Annotated in this window: 23 protein-coding genes; 21 read left to right on the forward strand and 2 right to left on the reverse strand. The window is 67.1% G+C overall.

What is annotated here, in order from left to right; translation table 11 throughout:
• Positions 1-99 precede the first annotated feature (99 nt).
• The 10 genes from Q1J95_RS01340 (at position 100) to Q1J95_RS01385 (ending at position 8,155) form a co-directional block, all read left to right on the forward strand.
• Positions 100-615 (forward strand): hypothetical protein, encoded by a 516-nt coding sequence (locus tag Q1J95_RS01340; RefSeq protein WP_300265452.1) that lies wholly within the window; start codon positions 100-102, stop codon positions 613-615.
• Positions 616-713: 98 nt separating this feature from the next.
• A complete protein-coding gene (locus Q1J95_RS01345; RefSeq protein WP_300265455.1) occupies positions 714-3,875 on the forward strand; it encodes a hypothetical protein in 3,162 nt (1,053 codons plus the stop codon).
• Complete coding sequence (locus tag Q1J95_RS01350) at positions 3,872-4,471, forward strand: hypothetical protein (RefSeq protein ID WP_300265458.1); 600 nt, start codon at positions 3,872-3,874, stop codon at positions 4,469-4,471. The genes Q1J95_RS01345 and Q1J95_RS01350 overlap by 4 nt, the downstream gene beginning before the upstream one ends.
• 74 nt (positions 4,472-4,545) lie before the next feature.
• On the forward strand, positions 4,546-5,490 hold the full coding sequence (locus Q1J95_RS01355; protein ID WP_300265460.1) for a hypothetical protein: 945 nt from the start codon (positions 4,546-4,548) through the stop codon (positions 5,488-5,490).
• Positions 5,491-5,540: 50 nt separating this feature from the next.
• Positions 5,541-5,999 (forward strand): hypothetical protein, encoded by a 459-nt coding sequence (locus Q1J95_RS01360; RefSeq protein WP_300265462.1) that lies wholly within the window; start codon positions 5,541-5,543, stop codon positions 5,997-5,999.
• Positions 6,000-6,092: 93 nt separating this feature from the next.
• Positions 6,093-6,977 (forward strand): hypothetical protein, encoded by an 885-nt coding sequence (locus tag Q1J95_RS01365; protein WP_300265464.1) that lies wholly within the window; start codon positions 6,093-6,095, stop codon positions 6,975-6,977.
• 157 nt (positions 6,978-7,134) lie between these two features.
• Positions 7,135-7,386, forward strand: a complete 252-nt coding sequence (locus tag Q1J95_RS01370; RefSeq protein ID WP_300265466.1) for a hypothetical protein — start codon at positions 7,135-7,137, stop codon at positions 7,384-7,386.
• Positions 7,387-7,459: 73 nt separating this feature from the next.
• Positions 7,460-7,600, forward strand: a complete 141-nt coding sequence (locus Q1J95_RS01375; RefSeq protein ID WP_300265468.1) for a hypothetical protein — start codon at positions 7,460-7,462, stop codon at positions 7,598-7,600.
• Positions 7,601-7,649: 49 nt separating this feature from the next.
• The gene (locus Q1J95_RS01380) at positions 7,650-7,913 is read left to right on the forward strand and encodes a hypothetical protein (protein WP_300265470.1); all 264 of its coding nucleotides are present in this window, start codon (positions 7,650-7,652) and stop codon (positions 7,911-7,913) included.
• A complete protein-coding gene (locus Q1J95_RS01385; protein ID WP_300265472.1) occupies positions 7,910-8,155 on the forward strand; it encodes a hypothetical protein in 246 nt (81 codons plus the stop codon). The genes Q1J95_RS01380 and Q1J95_RS01385 overlap by 4 nt, the downstream gene beginning before the upstream one ends.
• Before the next feature lie 60 nt (positions 8,156-8,215).
• Here Q1J95_RS01385 and Q1J95_RS01390 read toward each other — a convergent pair whose 3' ends face one another.
• Positions 8,216-9,091 (reverse strand): hypothetical protein, encoded by an 876-nt coding sequence (locus Q1J95_RS01390; protein WP_300265474.1) that lies wholly within the window; start codon positions 9,089-9,091, stop codon positions 8,216-8,218.
• A gap of 127 nt (positions 9,092-9,218) precedes the next feature.
• Between Q1J95_RS01390 and Q1J95_RS01395 the strand changes: the two genes are divergently transcribed.
• Together Q1J95_RS01395 and Q1J95_RS01400 are read left to right on the forward strand one after the other, a co-directional pair.
• Positions 9,219-10,493, forward strand: coding sequence for a hypothetical protein (locus Q1J95_RS01395; protein ID WP_300265476.1), 1,275 nt, complete (start codon positions 9,219-9,221; stop codon positions 10,491-10,493).
• Positions 10,462-11,043, forward strand: coding sequence for a hypothetical protein (locus Q1J95_RS01400; RefSeq protein WP_300265478.1), 582 nt, complete (start codon positions 10,462-10,464; stop codon positions 11,041-11,043). Before Q1J95_RS01395 ends, Q1J95_RS01400 begins: the two co-directional genes overlap by 32 nt.
• Positions 11,044-11,347: 304 nt before the next feature.
• On the opposite strand, the gene Q1J95_RS01405 is transcribed toward Q1J95_RS01400, so the two are convergent.
• On the reverse strand, positions 11,348-11,905 hold the full coding sequence (locus Q1J95_RS01405) for a hypothetical protein (RefSeq protein WP_300265479.1): 558 nt from the start codon (positions 11,903-11,905) through the stop codon (positions 11,348-11,350).
• 97 nt (positions 11,906-12,002) lie between these two features.
• On the opposite strand from Q1J95_RS01405, the gene Q1J95_RS01410 reads away from it, so the two are divergent.
• The 9 genes from Q1J95_RS01410 to Q1J95_RS01450 all read left to right on the forward strand — a co-directional run bounded on the left by Q1J95_RS01410 (position 12,003) and on the right by Q1J95_RS01450 (position 16,422).
• Positions 12,003-13,277 (forward strand): hypothetical protein, encoded by a 1,275-nt coding sequence (locus tag Q1J95_RS01410; protein WP_300265481.1) that lies wholly within the window; start codon positions 12,003-12,005, stop codon positions 13,275-13,277.
• Positions 13,274-13,540 (forward strand): hypothetical protein, encoded by a 267-nt coding sequence (locus Q1J95_RS01415; RefSeq protein WP_300265483.1) that lies wholly within the window; start codon positions 13,274-13,276, stop codon positions 13,538-13,540. The genes Q1J95_RS01410 and Q1J95_RS01415 overlap by 4 nt, the downstream gene beginning before the upstream one ends.
• 108 nt (positions 13,541-13,648) lie before the next feature.
• Complete coding sequence (locus tag Q1J95_RS01420) at positions 13,649-14,005, forward strand: hypothetical protein (RefSeq protein ID WP_300265485.1); 357 nt, start codon at positions 13,649-13,651, stop codon at positions 14,003-14,005.
• A gap of 80 nt (positions 14,006-14,085) precedes the next feature.
• Positions 14,086-14,385 carry a hypothetical protein gene (locus Q1J95_RS01425; RefSeq protein ID WP_300265486.1) on the forward strand — a complete coding sequence of 100 codons (300 nt, stop codon included), beginning with the start codon at positions 14,086-14,088 and terminating at the stop codon, positions 14,383-14,385.
• Positions 14,382-14,762: a hypothetical protein gene (locus Q1J95_RS01430; RefSeq protein ID WP_300265487.1), complete on the forward strand. Its 381-nt coding sequence runs from the start codon at positions 14,382-14,384 to the stop codon at positions 14,760-14,762. Before Q1J95_RS01425 ends, Q1J95_RS01430 begins: the two co-directional genes overlap by 4 nt.
• Before the next feature lie 38 nt (positions 14,763-14,800).
• Positions 14,801-15,127 (forward strand): hypothetical protein, encoded by a 327-nt coding sequence (locus tag Q1J95_RS01435; RefSeq protein ID WP_300265488.1) that lies wholly within the window; start codon positions 14,801-14,803, stop codon positions 15,125-15,127.
• 106 nt (positions 15,128-15,233) lie between these two features.
• Positions 15,234-15,737, forward strand: coding sequence for a hypothetical protein (locus Q1J95_RS01440; RefSeq protein WP_300265489.1), 504 nt, complete (start codon positions 15,234-15,236; stop codon positions 15,735-15,737).
• Between the two features lie 50 nt (positions 15,738-15,787).
• The gene (locus Q1J95_RS01445) at positions 15,788-16,009 is read left to right on the forward strand and encodes a hypothetical protein (RefSeq protein WP_300265490.1); all 222 of its coding nucleotides are present in this window, start codon (positions 15,788-15,790) and stop codon (positions 16,007-16,009) included.
• On the forward strand, positions 16,006-16,422 hold the full coding sequence (locus Q1J95_RS01450; RefSeq protein WP_300265491.1) for a hypothetical protein: 417 nt from the start codon (positions 16,006-16,008) through the stop codon (positions 16,420-16,422). Before Q1J95_RS01445 ends, Q1J95_RS01450 begins: the two co-directional genes overlap by 4 nt.
• Positions 16,423-16,455: the final 33 nt, after the last annotated feature.

Genomic DNA, 16,455 nt, shown 5'->3' on the forward strand with positions numbered 1-16,455 from the left:
AAAATTTTTTCGTCCGGGGGGCGGCCCCAGCCGCCCCCGCCGGTGGCCACGCACGACGAAGACCTGCAGCGCTGAACGGAGCAAGGGAGGGATCGCCCGATGGCGAAGGACGACGACAACTGGCAGCCGCCGCCTGTCCGCGACCTGACCGACCTCACCGGCAGCAGCAAGAACGAACACCGCCGCACCGTGTTCCTCGGCTACGCCGTCAACCGAGCCATCATCCCGATGGTGTTCATCGCCCTCGGAATGTTCGGCGTCGCGGCGCTCCTCTTTGTCCCCGCAGGCGGCCCCATTGGGGTTCTCATAGCCCTCGTCGTAGCTGGCCTCGGATTCGGCGCCTACTACATCCGCATCAAGAAAGCCATGAACCAGCGGGCGTACAAGGCGATCAAGGACTGGATCGACTCAGCCAACGGTGCCATCTTCATCGACGGCCACCCGGTCCTCAAACCCCAACTCGTATGGCACCAGCCGCTCTGGCTTGACCGAGACCCAGACGAGATGCGTGACATCGACGTTGTTTACGTGGCCTCCACTAACCGACCTCGGAAGCACAAGCGCCGTACGTGGATGAGCACTGAACTGACAGTTAGTGACAGGAAGCTCCGATGAGGAAGATCCGCGCCTTCTTTCGTGACGCGCACGCGCGAGCACTTACCGTTGCATTCGCCCTTACAGGGATCACTCTTTCGCTTACCGGCGGTGCGCTCATGCAGGCGGAAGATACGGCGCAGATCGCCTCGTCAACCACTGTCGGAACGTACAGTATCGTTCCGGCGATCGAGATCGAGCCTCCCGAAGACGACTGCACGACAAAGGAATGCCAGGACTACTGGGAATCCTCTGCGGTCGAGAAGATCATGACGAGCCAGTTCCGGCCGCGCACCGTGTGGGAGTCGGGCACCTACTCGTTCTACAGCGACTTCGACAACCTCCTCTCAGACCAGCTCATCAAGTCCCTCGACCGGTCGATGCTGCACGCAGCCGCGATGAACATGGGCAACTTCCTGTCCTTCACTGCGAGCGACTTCGTCATCAACAGCGTCGAGTTCGATCCGCTCAGCGAGGTCGGGGCGACGATCGACATCGTCGGCGATCAGATCTTCACGGCCCTCACCGGCGGCAACACCGCGACCGGCCTCGTCCTCATCGCCGTCGGCGTGGTCGCAGTCATCATCACCGCTGTCCTTCAAACACTGCGTGGCCAGCAAGTCGGCATCATCTTCAAACGCACCGGTGCACTCCTCGGAGTCCTCACCCTGTTCTTCACGATGGGCCAGGCTGCGTTGGAACGGGACGAGGACGCCGAAGGTATCGAGGACAGTGCGTCCTACGAGTCCACGCCGGGTACCCCACTGTGGGCAGCGATGCTCGTCAACGAGTGGCTCGGGAAGATCAGCGCCACCGTGGCCGACTCGTTCATGGGCACGATCGATCTCGTCGACGAAGTAACGCTTTCTGCCAGCGATCAGGGCCTGTTCGGATGCGGCCAATACGTGAAGGCGATGAACAAGAACTTCGCCGACCAGATCGACGTATGGGCGCCCAGCAATGCGTCAGTGTCGATCGTTCGTGTTATGGACCAGATGTGGCTCACGACCGGACTCGAGACGTGGAAGGATGCGCAGTTCGGACAGAACAACGACTATGGCGACAAGGTCTGGTGCCACGTCCTCAACGTCGACACCCACGTGTCCTACGACACGATGGAGGCCAATTTTGAGCAGATGGCCGCCAACCAGGGTTTCACGCTGACGGACTACCGGCCCGCACAGGACGGCGCGACGAACAACGGGCAGCATCAGGACGCGACGAGCGGTCTTCCTGGCGGCAACAAGTATCCGACGATGGCGTTCAAGCACCCTGAGGGAGCGCAGAACGATGTCACACACATGGGGTGGACGATCTGCCGTGCCGTGAAGGACGGTGACGGGTGGACGTGGGAGCTCGAGGACGGGTGGGACGGGTGGGAAGGCCGTGCCGGTGCCATCGCGAACGATACGAAGCTCGTGCAGCTGTGCGACCTGTGGTGGCGTTTCCGCACCCCTGACATGCCCGACCCGGACAACGGATACGGGGGCAAGGATGCACCCGACGAGTTCGAGACGTCTGCGTCGGACGCGATCGAGGACGCCGCGAAGGTGACCGGGGACTACGTCGCGGTGCAAGACTTCGCGGGCCATCTTTCCGGCGCGTCGGCGGGCGGCGCCGGAGCGGCGGTCTGGGGTTACGCGTTCGGCTCTCTCGGCACGTTCATCGCGTTCGGGTTCGTGGCGCTGATCGTGTTCGTCGCGAAAATCTTCACGATCGTGTTCACCATCACCTTCTGGTTTGTCGTTCTCGCAGCGATGTTCTCGCAGAACCCCTTCAAGAAGGTCATTGGGAAGTCGTTCTCAAAGTTCCTCGGCGTCTCGCTCGTCGCATCAATGGTGACCGCTCTGATGGCGATGGTCGTCATCATCACGAACGTCCTCATGCGCGTCGGCGTCGCAATCTTCGGTGAGGGGCAGCTCATGACGATGCTGTGGGCGGGAGCGGCGCCGGTCATGGCGCTCATCGCGCTGAACATGATCTTCAAGAAGGCATTCCACGTACCGTCTCCGCTGTCGATCAGCGGCGCACAGTCGTGGGGGAAGGCCGGGATCAGCGGTGCGGCCGGCGTCGCTGCCGGCGCGGGAGTCATGGCTGGCGTCGGCCGGATGGCAAAGGGAATGGCGCGCACCGCCGGACGCGAAGGAACAAAGGGCCTCATCTCGAAGGCCAGCGGCGGCCGTCTCGGCGGCTACCGAGGGGGCAATACGACCAAGCCAGGTCGGCGGTCGGCGATGGATGCGCAACAGGGCGATGAGCAGAATAAGCTCACCCCCACCGGGCGGGAGAAAGCCGGCACGCGTGAAACGCTGGAAGCGACACGCGAACGTGACGAGACCGGTCGCCTCATCGGCGTCTCGAACGCGGCTGACAGCGCTGGGCGGAAGGAACTTCGTCACAACCGTGTGGACGATGAGGTGGCGCGTCGCCGCGAGGAGACGCAGCAACTGCGCGACTACAAGGCTGAGCTCAAGGCAGGCGGGATGTCGCGCGGTGAAGTCCGCGCGCAAATGGCGACGCGCCGCCGGAACGTGAGGGAGGATCGTGACGCGCGCACCGAGGAGTTGGGACTGGGGATCCGGGAACGTCTCCGGACACGTGCTCTGCGCGCGAAGGCCCGTCCCGGTGAGGCGGCGAACGCGATGCTGGATTCCGCGTCGCATCGCATCACGCAGGGCGGTGGCTCGCGCGGCGTGGACTCGAAGATCACCCGGTTCGCGAACTCGCGCGTCGGAACGCGCCTGACGCGCGCCGCTCACCTGCGCAACTCTGCCGCTGAGCTCCGCTCTGGCGGTCCGAGGAAGCCCACATGGCGCGAGCAGACGGCGGGTACGACGCGCGCAGAACGTGACTCAGCCCGCGCGTCTCAGCGTGACTCGGCGCGGGAGCGGGCCGATCAGCTCGCCGATGCGGAAGCCAGCAAGCTCCTCGACAGGGTCGGCAGCGATGACTATGGGCAGCGCGGTCATGCCTCGCGCGACCAGGCGGCACTGAACCGTCTCGAGAAGGCACAGCGGAAGGCCGGGCAGCAGGAGGTGCGTCGTGAGACGCGCGCCACGCGCCGCGCGGCCGACAGGGCCGTGCATGCGCCGTCTGGCGAGGAGCGGAAGGCCGCGGAGGCCGCGTATCGGCGCCAGCACGATCAGCTCGAGCGTGCCCGTCGCCGTCAGGAGCGTCGCGCTGCCGACAACCAGGCACGGCAGGAGCTGATGGCCGAGCGGATCGATGAGGTCACCGACCAGGTCAACAAGCGTGGTCCACTTCCGGAGGGTGACGCATGAGCATGAATCGCGTTCCTGCAGGAGTCACCGCAGGTGGCGTCGGCATCGGGGGACAGTTCGCGCGCAGTTCCGGCAGGCGCCCGGTCAGCGGTAACCTCACGACCATGCCGCAGAACGGATCCTTCCTGTACCCACCGGCGAGTTTCGCCAGCAAGGGCGAGTACGTCGAGTTCTGGAAGAACGCGTCGGTGTCCGACACGATCCTCACGAAGCTGGTGAAGGCGCGCGAGAAGTGGCGCGTGCCGCAGGTGAAGGCGGCACGTGACCGGCTCGTGTCCGAATGGGAGTCGCAGAAGCGCATCCGCCGTATGGCGAAGAAGGACCCCGGGTTCTATGCGGTCGAGCGTGCAGCACGCGAGAACGCGACCGGACCAGAGAAGCGGTTCCCGCCGCTGTCGGGGGAGCTGGCCCGTCCGATCGCGGTCGCGCACCAGATCTGGTCGAAGACGCACCTGGTGCCGGGGATGACGCAGCAGGATGTGCGCGATGTGACTGTCGCGGTTCCGGGGGATCCGAACGTGACCGTGGAGGAGATCGTCACGGATTGGCGCACGGACGAGTGGGCCGGTTTCGCGCTGGGCAGTTCCGCATCCTGAGTCGTCTCTCCCGGGGTTGCCGTAGAGCAGGAGGGTGAAGCGGCTTGCCAGGTGGCAACCGGGAAGGGACAGCGATGGTCACGGGCAGCATTCCCGTAGAGACGATCAGGCCGCGCCGGTGGCAACAGCAGCCCGGGGACCGTCTCATCCTCGTGCCGAACGCGGCCGAATGGGTGCGCCGTATCGACGAGTTCGAACGCACTCTCGGTGCCGCACAGACGGAGTTCATTTACAACCTGCCGGCGTTCGCGACGCCCCTGTATGAACGCCACCCGGAGGGCCCGGCCGGGATCCCGCTGGAAGTGGCCTGGCATCCCGTGTTCTGGCTTCCCACGAAGCTCGCCGCGCCTCTCCCTGATGAGTCGGACGGCGAGTGGGGGTACCGCGTGTGCCGGGCGTTCATCGAGCACGGCGTATACGTCGCCGAGGACGGCACGTGGGTGGACGTGCTCGCCTGGCTCGGCCTGAGTCTTGACCACCCGAGTGATCGGGCGCGCGTGCAGACATGGCTGGCCGGGAACGCGGACCCGCTCCTCGATGGCATCGACTGGGACACCCTCAACGGGCTCTATCCGGACACCCCGGAGACGGATCACGTCGCGGCGCAGGACGCGATCATGGACTACGACGAGTACGAAGAAGCCCAGTGGGTGCTCACCACGCACAGCATCGTCGAGATGATCACCAGCGAGCTCGAGGACGTCGACGAACAGGCCGCTGCGGAGAAGGCCCCTGAGGTGTTCGACAAGGTCGCGCCGCTGGTGATCTCCACGCTCGCCGAAGCCCCTGAGGCGATCGACGGCTATGGGCCGATCTGGGACAGCATCGAACCGATCAGTGCCGCCCTTCGTGAACCCGGCGCCGACACGGTGGAGCTCCTCGGAGACCTCACCAGTCAGCTCGTCGCCCTCCACGACACGTACCTGTCTTCGCTGACGCGCGTGCTCGCCGAGGAAGACAGCGAGTATGCGCGCAGCGAGTCCGGCACGGCGCTCGAGACGATCCCGGACGGTCCCTGACGGCGCCGGCTTCTCGACGATGCCTACAGCGCGCACATAGGATTCATCCCATGAAGGCTCCCCACCGCATCTTCGCCACCGCGGCCGCAGGCGCGATCGCCGCGGCCGCGCTGACCGGCTGCGCCTCCGGAACCCCCGAAGAGCGCGCCCAGGCCCTCGCAGAAGACTTCGTCGCGTGGGTCATCGAGGACATCTACATGGCCGGCGAGAATCCATCTGAGGAGCACAAGGAAACGGCGGTTCGGGAGGATCCGTTCGACGGGATCTGTGAAGGAGCTCTTGAGGACGTTACCTCGGAGATCAGTTGGATCTCGCTCTCGGAAGCTGCTGATACTGCTGAGCTCGTCAAGACGGAAGGTGACGCCGGCAGTGAGACTTTCTGGTTCGTCGTCGGTACGACCCGCGAGGACGGGACGATCGAAGGGCAGGACCTCCCCGTCCGTGTCTCGACCGTCGACGGCGACCTCTGCGTCGACGCGTCTGCGACGGACGCTGAGGTGCGCGACTGACGCGGGGCATCACCTCGAGGCGCTGGTTGCCGTAGAGCAGTAGGTGTATCTCGTTCACGCGAGGTGCCCGCACCCCGACCCAGGAAGGCCACTATGACCGACGTGACGCGCACCTACCTGCTTGAGCCTGGTGAGGGGCTGCTGTTCACGGCCGACCCGTGGCAGTGGGCTGCCCGCACCGAACTGTTCGAAGGCGACACGGGCATCTCCCACGAGGCCGTATATGCGGCGCCGCTGTTTGCCCATCCGGTCCCGATGCGTCCCGTCGAGGGATCGTGGCGAGGCGTGAAGACGACGATGCTGTGGCATCCGATGCTGTGGCTCCCAGAGAACCTCGCCCGTCCCGCACACTTCCCGGAAGGAAAGGGTGGGCAGGACATCGAGGAGGACATCGCCGAGTGGGCGTTCCGTGTGATGCTCGAGCTCGCCCAGGCAGGTCTGTACGATCCAGCCACGGGGGAGTGGGTGGATGTCCTCGCTCGTGTCGGCATCGACCTGTTCACGTCGGCCGGTGTCACGCGAGTGCAGGCATGGCAGGACGGTGCCGCGGACGATGTGCTCGACCAGCTCACGATTGAGTCGATGCTCGACCAGACGCAGGAGCCCGGGTGGGCGCGTGCTGCGGCTCGTGCCGAGGCGTGGGCGATGCGAGAAGCACAGTGGTCGCGCACTGCGAATGCGCTGCTGAATTTCGCCACGGAGAACCCCGACGACCAGCCGCCGGTGCAGTTGGCGAAGGTGCTCGCTGAGACGGCCGCGGCGTCGTTTCAGGACATTGCCGCGGACCCTGACACCGGCGATGACTATGCGCTTTCGTTCCGAGGGTACGCGTTCGAGGCGGCACGGCTCGATCCCGCACTCGAGTACCGCGTCGACTATGTGCTCAACGCCGTCAAGCTGCAGCTCATCGAGATCGAGGAGACCTATCGCGCCTCGCGTGAGCGGGTGTTCCGGACGCTGACGCCGCCGGCCGAGTAGGTCGTGTCGCCGCGAGTCGGGGGTGGGCTTGCGGGCAGGGATGCTCGTCGTTCGTCGACGTGCCCCGGGCGGATCGTGTGGGTGGGCCGGTACGGTGTTCACCGGGCGCGATGCCCAGAGAGCGGATCCCGGAGGGGGGTGTGGAGTGACGGTTCAGGTGTCTGCGCGTTCGGCAGTGCTGACGCAGGACGATTTTCAGGCGGCGGCGCCGTCGGGCGTGACGTTCTCCGCACAGATGGTGACCACGCTCGGCGGTGACGGTCGTGTGACCGTGCAGCAGGGGCAGCAGACCATCACCCTCATGACGGGCGACCTCGAAGCGCTGCTCGAGCTGGTGAAGGCTGCACAGGCACGCCACGAGCTCTACCGGACCGAGGTCACCTCGGAACCGTTCACGACGAGCGGCTGACGCACCCCCGCGGCGGGACGGTGCCCGTGCCGGCCCGTACCGGGATCGGCCGGCGGTTGCGCATGATGCAGGTATGGACCCCGTGGTGAGCCTCGCAGAGTATCGGCGGCAGCGGCGTGACCAGGAGCCAGCACAGAAGCCGCTGCAGCCGGTGCCGCCGCTGTCGACGTACCTGCCAGATGATGACGGGCCGTGGGGCGGGGACGCGGCGTGAGGCGTACATTCGTGGGCCGAAGCGTCTTCCAGGGAGGGGAGCGTGACCGATGACCGTTGCGACGATTGTCATGGACGAGCAGCTCGACGAGATGTCGACGGTGATCGCGCAGTTCCGTGAGCACGCTCACCAGGTCATGCATGCGCGCCACACCGGCGACGTGGATGGTATCCACGAGGGGCTCGACGCGATCAGTGCCCTGTATGAGGCGACCGATCATGGGGTGCTCGCGGCTGCGCTCCTCGAGCGGTTGTTCGCATCCGACTGGGGCGCGTGCCAGGACAGTCTCACGTTGCCTCACCTGCTGCCGTGACGCTACTGGCCGACGCGACGGCCGCGGCCGGATTCGCGGGTCTCACGCCGGCTGAGGCGTGCGGGGCCGATCGGTGCCGAGCACAGGGGAGCGTTGCGCTGGTCGCGGCCTGCTGTCACGCCACCGTCACGGTATGCGAGGCGCACTTCGACGCGAACGGCGCCGTGCCTCACGTCTGTGACTGCGGGCACGCTGGTGTCGGCGCCTGCTGGGTGGTGTGCAGCGACGGCATCGTCGGTTGACCTCCGGGATCCGACAGGAGCATCGTGTCATGCCGAACCCCGGAGGCGAGGATCAGTTGGTCAGGATGCCGCCCATCCGTAAAACAGCCACCCCTTCTCGCCGGTCGCCTTCGACGGCGAGAGTACCTGCTGGATCCTCCCGGTCAAGGTGGCCTTGACCGTCTTTCCCGCGGCCGCGTCGACCTCATGCGTGACCAGCGGGGAGCCATCCTCGCGGCGCGTCATCGCGATGATCTGCCACGACTCCGACGTGTGGGAACCGTTGAGGACATGCTGGGAGCTGAGGTCCTGCGGGAGGGCGGCGCGGGCCGCGGCCTGTGTCGGGTACCCCGACTCCCACGCGGGCATCTGGCTGCGGGTGTTGGTGGGGAGGATGAAGTATCGGGTGACGGTCTTTCCCGTCGTCGCTCGGGTCGTCACGCGCGGCTTCTGCACGATCCGAGCCGACGAGAACTGCACCTGATAGCTCGCGGGCGTTTCCGGGAGCGGAATCGTCTTCGACTTCCCGGTCCAGTCGCGTGCCTGCACGGCACCGGCAGTTCGTGCCGTCTTGCGGAGCGCCTTCGTGAGCAGGGCGCTGAGTGCGTCGCCGTGACCGGGCGTGGAGAGCAGTTCTGAGGGGACCGTCATCGTGGCGTCCAGCTTGCCGAGCTCTTCCGTGCGTGCGTTCTCGACGCGGAGGATCGGGATCGCCTCGCACACGTCCCACTTGTTCAGGTGATCGAGGCGCCCCGAGATGCTCTCCCAACTGATCTGGTCCTCGCGGATCGGGCCGTTCGCGGCGAGCGGGGACAGGCGCACACCTTCCGTGGTGGAGATGGTGCCGTTGTACGGGTCGGCGCCGAACTCGTACCGGGCCTGCTCGACGGCCTCCCGGTATGCGGTGTCCATGTCGGCGTTCGTGTAGATCGTCGCTTCGAAGTTGTGGCTGCCCATCGGATCCTCCTGTCCTCGTCGGCCGTGACTGTTGTCGCGGCCGGTCCCGTGGTGTCTGCCTGTCTCATGCGCGGGCAGGGTCGGGGGAGTGTGCTGGGAATCGTGGACGGGTCCGCATGATGCAGACATGGGAAGCCGTAGCGGATTCAACCCGAACCAGTCGCGTGCCGACGACGGGAAGTGGAAGAAGGAACGTGGCCAGCGGCCCGCCAGCGGCGGGCTGCGCAAGCCCCCTGCCGGCGAAGCTGATGCCGACCAGCAGGTGACGGCGCCGGATCTTCCGCCGTCCGCCTGGCGCGGGGGAGACGCCCCGACCGGAGACCTGTACTACGGGTACCGGAACAACCGCGACGCGGCGCTCGACGAGGCCGGTCAGGACGGCGCCGGTGCGACGAGCGTGATCCGTGCGGATCGTGCCGCAGCCGGGATGCTCGAAACGGCCCCGTTGCGCATCGGAGAGGTCATGCGGGAACAGCATCCGGATGCGCAGGCGGTGACGTTCAAGAACGTCGGCGGGACGCTCAAGGTGACCGGGTTCGCGACCGACACCGCCGCGCCGCGTCCCGAGATCCACCGTCTCGTGGAGGAGGACCGTCCGGCGGCGGAAGAGATCAACGCGATCACGGAAGGTCTCACCGCGAGCGGCACGAAGCCGTCCAGCTTCGACATGAATGGTCTGCGCGTCGACCCGTCCGGGAACTGGTACCTCCCGCTCGACGGCACCGTGGGGGACGGGCCGGGGTACGCGCGGTCGTCGCCGGAGGGTGTGCGTATCGAGAACGCGCAGCTCGAGTACGACGCGCAGCGGCTCGAGAACGCCGCCGACACGATCGACCGTCCGGAGAAGCCCGTCTCGGAGATTACGAGCCAGCGTGAGCTGATGTGGTTCGTGCAGAACGGTACCGACGACGAGGTCGAACAGGTGGCGAAGTCGCCGCACGCCCGCGCGGCAGTGCTGCACAACATCGCCATGTACGGGCCGGAAGCGTCCCAGCGTTCCGCGATCGTCAACTGGCAGGTGTCCGAATCCACGATTCGCGCCGTGTACGACCGGACCCCGAAGGACCGTCGGTCGCTGTACGAGGCGGGGTTGACCAGTTCTGGGAAGGCCCCTGCCGACATCGCGGAAGCATCTCGGCGTCCCGCGACGTACGCGAAGAAGAAGGCGGCCGAGGAGGCTCGGGCAGGCAAGGCCGAATCGAAGCCGGCGCCGAAGGTTGAGCCGCGGCGTACGCCACCAGCGCCGGAACCGGCGCACTGGATGGAGTCGTACACGCCGGAACAGCGCGCCTACCTGCGCGAGCACATGCCGATCAACTTCGACGAGCTCGGATCGTCCGGGAAGGACCGGTGGGAAGAGGGCATCCTGAGTGGCTTCGACAAGCAACGCGGTGGCCGCTGACCGACGACAGGACGCCGACCGGGCGTCGGTGCCGCGCGTCATCGTCCGCCCGGCCGCGGCCGCCCTTGTGGTGATGATCGTCGCGGCCGCGACGGTCGCCTACGGCGTGCACGTCGCGGCAGGACGGCTCGGCGCGGTGGACGGAGACGACCATGCTGTCTTGTTCATCGCCGTGTTCGCGGTCGGGGTGGTCGTGCTCATGCTGTGCCACGAACTCGGCCACGTGGTCGCGTACTACGCGCTCGGCCTCGGGTGGGCACAGCTCAAGCTCGGGCTCACGTTCTCGGTACGGCCACGTGACACACCGAGGACCTGGCAGCAGGCGATCATCGCCCCCGCAGGCCCGATCCTGCATCTGATCGTCTCCGCGGGCCTCGTCGCGGCGACAGCGTCACAGCCGTGGACGGTGCTGTGGCTCGTCGGCGCCGTCGGAGCCCTCGAAGCAGGAGGCAATCTCCTCCTCCCGATACCGTCCCGCAGCGACGCGGCGAAGATGTACCGCGCCGTGTGGGGGATCCTCCGCGGCCGCGGCGCGAACACGTGGCAGTAGTCGCCATCATGCCGGGCGGTGCCTGTCGGGAGGTGGGGCTGGTGCGGGCCAGCGCGCCACCTGGGGGAGGCCCTCGGATTCGCGCTGATCGCAGAGCGCCTCGAATCGAGCGACGCGAGCGCGATGCCAGGAGGGCGCCTCGTGTTCGGACGGGCGCATGCAGCGCGAGCGGGTGGATCCGCACGTGGGGCAGGGCGCTTCGGACGCGCACGGTTCGACGGTGAAGTGCCGAATGCGGCAGGTGTCGCACCAGGCGGTGACCAGGGGCCTGCCGAGCGTGTCGATCATGTGCGGTTTCGCGGCCTCATACTCGGCGAGCGTGCGCGGCGCCGGCATCGGCTGGGTGATCGTCATGCGAATCGGATCTCCTATCGGGGGAGGAGGCGCCCGGGTCGTAGCTGCGCGGGGTGAGCTGGTGGGCGCGATCGAGAACCGCTTCGCGCATCCGCACCTCCTGGGTGGCGTGCTCGTACTCCCAGTCGGCCAGGCGCAGTTCGAAGCTGCCATCGGGCAGCGTGACGAGGAAACGGTCGGCCTCGTGGTTAGGGATCTCGAGTGCCGGGAGGTCGTCCAGGTCGAACGTGTCCGGCAGGTCGGTCAGATCGGCGTCGTTGTCGTCGAGCAGCGCCCGGAGGGTGACGTGGCCGGGGGTGCCGTCGAGATGGTTGAAGTCTCCGGCGTCGAACCGGGCGGTCGCGGCCGCGGGCGTGCGATACCGAGCGACGGCGACGAACGCGATGATGCGTGCTCGGAAGTACTCGTCCTCGGCGCGTGCGTAGGCGTGTACCCGCCAGCCGGTGTCCGCGGCCTGCGTGTAGAACGCGGCGTCGAGAGCGGCCTGCGTGGGCGTGGTGTCCGACATGTTCTCTCCGATCCGTCAGAGGCGGTGTGCCTTGTCGCCTCATGCGCGGGTGCGTGAACTGTGCCGGGAATAACAGGTGGGTTCGCATGATCCAGGTATGAGCACTCGTCCGAACGGGTTCAACCCGAACCAGACCCGCGCCACCGACGGCAAGTGGGTGAAGGAACACGGCACCAAGCCGCAGACGGGCGGTCTGGTGAAGCCGCCGTCGCCGTCCGAGATGGATCCGGCGTTCGCACGGTTCCAGCAGACCCGCGACGAGCTGCAGGAACAGTACGCGGCAGGTGAGATCACGCGCGCCGAGTTCGATGCGGGATGGGAGCGGGTGAAGGACGCCGCCCCGCCGGCGATGACGTCCCTCGCCCGCCGTATCCATCCCGACGCCGAGCAGGTGCGCTTCGAGATGACTCACGCCGACGGCGACCGGTGGCTGATGCCGACCGAGGTGATCACCGACAGCGGCGAGATCATCCCCATCGGGGACGACTCGGATCTCGAGGAGACCGCGTTCAGCGTCACCGGAGGCGGATACGACGGCTCCACCCTCTACGGGATGCGCCGCGACGAACCGGGCAGCGACTCGTACACGTTCTGGGTGGACGCCGGGAACCAGCAGGAGCGAGTGCGTGAACTCGAAGCCGAGCACCTCGAGGCGGTCACCGACCAGGACACGTACGAGCAGCAGATCCGCCCGCTGGCTGAGGATCACGCCGCCAGGGAACGTCTTGCCCGCACCAGCGACGATCCGCGGGTGCTCGACTATCTCGCCCACGACCATGTCTCGGGCGTGCACGATGCCGCCTTGATGAACCGGAACGTGTCGGCCGGCACGCTGCACTCCGTCGTCACCGGATCCCGGCACCGTACGCACGATCCGAGCGCCGTGAACGTGGCCCTGTTCCACGACAATGTCTCGCCTGCGACGCTGCGGCACGCCTACGACAACCGGTACGGCGACACGTGGGACAGCCACAACGCGCAACTGGCCGTACAGTCCCGGAACTGTCCCCGGGACGTGCTGGTGCGGGCATGGGCCGACGGAGGCGACCAGTACGCCGTCGCCCACGAGAACTTCCCGCCTGAGCAGCTCGCGAAGGCCGTGCAGAATCCGACGCCGCGGGTCGCTCAGAACCCGAACCTCACGCCCCACCTGCTGCAGTCCATCGTCGACCGGACCACGTCCCAGGACAGCAACGACGACATGGTGCGTGAGTCGATCCTGTCGGGCGTCGCCCGGCACCGTGCCACGTCCCGCGAGACGCTCACCCAGCTCGCTGAGGATCGCGACGAATGGGTGCGCAAGTCCGCCCATGACCGACTGCGCACCCTCGATACAGCGTGGGAGATGGACCTCCTCGGAGGCACCCGATGAGCGTCCGCACCGTCGACGAGACGTGCCTCACCAGGCTCGACTTCACACCGGCCTGCACAGAACCGCACCACACCCGCGTCGATGCCACGGTCGCCGTCGTGTGCCGGGAAGGCTGCTGGACGCAGCTGTACTGCCAGGTCCACTATGCGCGCTTCCGCAGCGACGTGGACCGGGCGATCGCCCGGCGCGGACACATCGGCTGCCGCACCTGCCAGCACATCACCCGCACCATCGACGAGCTCGCCACCGTCACACCCATCTGACTGGTTCATCCACCCGCGCATGACGACAGCGAGTGCGGGGCGCTGCCACCACACACCCCCTTGGTGCCCCGCACTCACCCCGCCCAGTCCCGCGCGAACGGAGACCCGATGACCAGCCCACACACCCGAGCCGGCGCGCTCACGCTGCCGCTGGAACTGCTCGACATCACCCCGCAGATCGACCACGCCTGGTCCCGCCGGTATGCGATCCTCGACGGCCGCGGCCAGCGGATCGCCATCCTGATTCACACGCTCGCGCCCGCTCCCCGCACCGGGAACGAGAGCGGCACCCTCATCCGCGAACCCAGCACAGCAGGCATCGACGCGTGGGGCGCCCTCTGCGACGCGCTCGACTTCCCGCGCGATGCCCGAGGTCGCAGCCGCGGCCAGTTCACGGAGTACGGCACGGACGGCGCCGCAAAGTTCCGGGACGCGGTGGAGACCCTCGCCGGGTACGGATCCTGAACGAGGCCGACCGGGGCGATCCACCCGCGCATGTCGTGAGGCGTACCGCCCGACCGCGGCGGTGCAGAACGGAGACCCCCATGACCAGTAGCGAAACTCTGTCGGCCACGTGGGCGCTTGTGCGCGAACGCGTCGGCCAGGCTGTCGCGATGCACTTCGACGGCTGCCACAAGATCTACCTGTCGATGGACGACGGGCAGGTCGCCGTATTCGAGGACTGCGGGTACGACACGCACGCTCCCGACTTCGACCGGTTGCGCGCCTGGTACGCCGAATCCTGCGACCTGCGTCTCGTGACCGCGGTCAGCACCAACGCGGACGGCACTGACGACTTCGAGTCGCTCATCGACCAGTTCGCCGACCCGGACGCCGACTCGTGAGCGCCGACCGTGCCGCCGCGATACTGGATCGCGCGTTCCGGCAACATCAGGCGCACGCCACGGCTGAGGCTCACGACCATGCTGTGCATGTTGCGCGCGCGGGCATCGAACGCGCCGTCAGCGCCCTGCATCGCGCGCCCGATGCCGGCTCACAGCACGGGCGCGCGACGTCCGCATTGCGTCGCCTACTCACCTCGACCGACGCGACCACCATCGTTCTGTCGGTCAGGGAGACGATGCAGCTCGTGCGGATGCTCGACGACGCGGCCCACGAAGCAGACCGGCTCGCGAAGCAGCGCCGCGGCCAGATGATCCCCGGAACGCTCAGCGGCCCCGAGATGACCCGCATGATCCGCCACGGCTACTGGCCGCGCTGACGCCGCGCATGAACACGGCACAAGCGAAAGGAGCACCTGTGGACTTCACCGGAGACAACATCGCCGACGCCAGGCGGCTCGTGAAGCGCAGCGAGGACGCCGCGGCGGGCGATTCGAACGATGCGGAGATCGAAGCCCTCCAAGAGGCACGCGACGCGCTCGTCCGTCTCGTCGACGCCGCGGCCGGCGCGGCCGAGACGGCCGCGGCGATCACGGTCGGCATCTGGATCAGCGATTGCGACGGCGTTCCCGTTGTACAGATCGACGTGCCTGACAAGGCGGGCCGGTTCCGCATCAACGTCAACGATGCCGCCGTCTGGGATCAGGACACGGGGACGCCATTCACGCCGCCCGTTGACGCCTGAACACCCAATACGCCCATTACGCCCTACCTCCCCGCTCTGGGGAGGTAGGGCGTACCCGCGCATAGGGACAGTGACCACCCAGCCGCCCGCTGAGAACGGAGATGCCATGTCCCAGCCCGCCACCCTCCCTGCACCGTTCGTGTTCGACCGCGACTACAACAACCACGAGCAGGTCCGGCACCTCATGCCCGACTACCTCGCCCGGTACGCCGAGCTGACCCGTGCGGGACGGTACCCGTACAACGACGAGTTCAAGCAGCTGCCGTGCCTCGCCACCACCGACGACAAGAACCAGGACACCGCGATCTACCTCATGCAGAACCTGCGCCGCATCGACGAGGAGAACGCGTGGGAGGCCGACTTCCTCGCCGCCGGTGGCCGCGTCGTCGACCCTGCCGAGTTCGATGCGAACCCCGACCTGATGCTGCGCGGCACGTTCGTACATCGCAACGTCTACAGCGGCAATCACGGTTGGCGTGAGTACGAGGCGGCACGCCTCATCCGCGACGGCCGCACCTTCGTCGTGATCCCGAAGGGGAAGCGCAACGGACACATCCTCGGATACGGCGCACGCATCCTCCACCGCCCCGCCACCAAGGCACGCCGCTGAGCCGCCCGCGCATAGGCACTCCGACGCCAAGGAACCCGAGGAGACCCCCGATGAGCACCGAAACGGACACGCCCGCGACGGACCACCTGCACGCCACAGCCGAGAAGAGCGCCAGGCGCGTGAACGCGCTCAGCACGGTGCTGGACGCCGCCGACAACTGGCTCAAGGAACTGCACAACTGGATCATCCCCGAAGCTGACCAGGAGGACCGCGAACACTACGAAGAGTCCGCCAGACAGCTCGAGGCCGCGATCGAGGAGCTGACCAAGTGACCGGCGCGAGCATCAGTCGGATCGCCGCGGACGCCGCGGACGCCGCACTGCGCGATCTGCTCGCGCGGAACGGCGTGCGCCCGGAGTTCGACGGTGAAGAGCCGTGGATGACGTACGCGTGGGAGCTGGGGGAGTCCATCGACTACGAGACGATCAAGCCTCTCGTCGTCGACGCCGCCGCCCGCGCGCTCACCGCACAGTCTGTTGCGACGCGCGCACTGAGGACGCCCAGCCAGGTGGCCGACAAGGTGCTCGCCGATCTCGATCTCGGAGGCGAGACGGAGGGGCAGGAGAAGACAGACGCAGACCTGACACATGCGTGCCAGTCCGGCTGGATGGAGGGCGACACGATTCGCACCCTCATCGAGAGCGCCATCGAAACGGATCGTGCCCAGTGCGCCCGCCGACAGTAGCTGAAACGCCGTGAGGGCACTTGCCGTAGAGCA

This window comes from Microbacterium sp. (assembly GCF_029263575.1).
Lineage (GTDB): Bacteria > Actinomycetota > Actinomycetes > Actinomycetales > Microbacteriaceae > Microbacterium.

Excerpts from the sequence above, each read along its gene's own strand:
- Q1J95_RS01340 (WP_300265452.1), top strand. The coding sequence starts at position 100 with ATGGCGAAGGACGACGACAACTGGCAGCCGCCGCCTGTCCGCGACCTG.
- Q1J95_RS01345 (WP_300265455.1), top strand. The coding sequence starts at position 714 with ATGCAGGCGGAAGATACGGCGCAGATCGCCTCGTCAACCACTGTCGGA.
- Q1J95_RS01350 (WP_300265458.1), top strand. The coding sequence starts at position 3,872 with ATGAGCATGAATCGCGTTCCTGCAGGAGTCACCGCAGGTGGCGTCGGC.
- Q1J95_RS01355 (WP_300265460.1), top strand. The coding sequence starts at position 4,546 with ATGGTCACGGGCAGCATTCCCGTAGAGACGATCAGGCCGCGCCGGTGG.
- Q1J95_RS01360 (WP_300265462.1), top strand. The coding sequence starts at position 5,541 with ATGAAGGCTCCCCACCGCATCTTCGCCACCGCGGCCGCAGGCGCGATC.
- Q1J95_RS01365 (WP_300265464.1), top strand. The coding sequence starts at position 6,093 with ATGACCGACGTGACGCGCACCTACCTGCTTGAGCCTGGTGAGGGGCTG.
- Q1J95_RS01375 (WP_300265468.1), top strand. The coding sequence starts at position 7,460 with ATGGACCCCGTGGTGAGCCTCGCAGAGTATCGGCGGCAGCGGCGTGAC.
- Q1J95_RS01380 (WP_300265470.1), top strand. The coding sequence starts at position 7,650 with ATGACCGTTGCGACGATTGTCATGGACGAGCAGCTCGACGAGATGTCG.
- Q1J95_RS01390 (WP_300265474.1), bottom strand. The coding sequence starts at position 9,091 with ATGGGCAGCCACAACTTCGAAGCGACGATCTACACGAACGCCGACATG.
- Q1J95_RS01395 (WP_300265476.1), top strand. The coding sequence starts at position 9,219 with ATGGGAAGCCGTAGCGGATTCAACCCGAACCAGTCGCGTGCCGACGAC.
- Q1J95_RS01405 (WP_300265479.1), bottom strand. The coding sequence starts at position 11,905 with ATGTCGGACACCACGCCCACGCAGGCCGCTCTCGACGCCGCGTTCTAC.
- Q1J95_RS01410 (WP_300265481.1), top strand. The coding sequence starts at position 12,003 with ATGAGCACTCGTCCGAACGGGTTCAACCCGAACCAGACCCGCGCCACC.
- Q1J95_RS01415 (WP_300265483.1), top strand. The coding sequence starts at position 13,274 with ATGAGCGTCCGCACCGTCGACGAGACGTGCCTCACCAGGCTCGACTTC.
- Q1J95_RS01420 (WP_300265485.1), top strand. The coding sequence starts at position 13,649 with ATGACCAGCCCACACACCCGAGCCGGCGCGCTCACGCTGCCGCTGGAA.
- Q1J95_RS01425 (WP_300265486.1), top strand. The coding sequence starts at position 14,086 with ATGACCAGTAGCGAAACTCTGTCGGCCACGTGGGCGCTTGTGCGCGAA.
- Q1J95_RS01440 (WP_300265489.1), top strand. The coding sequence starts at position 15,234 with ATGTCCCAGCCCGCCACCCTCCCTGCACCGTTCGTGTTCGACCGCGAC.
- Q1J95_RS01445 (WP_300265490.1), top strand. The coding sequence starts at position 15,788 with ATGAGCACCGAAACGGACACGCCCGCGACGGACCACCTGCACGCCACA.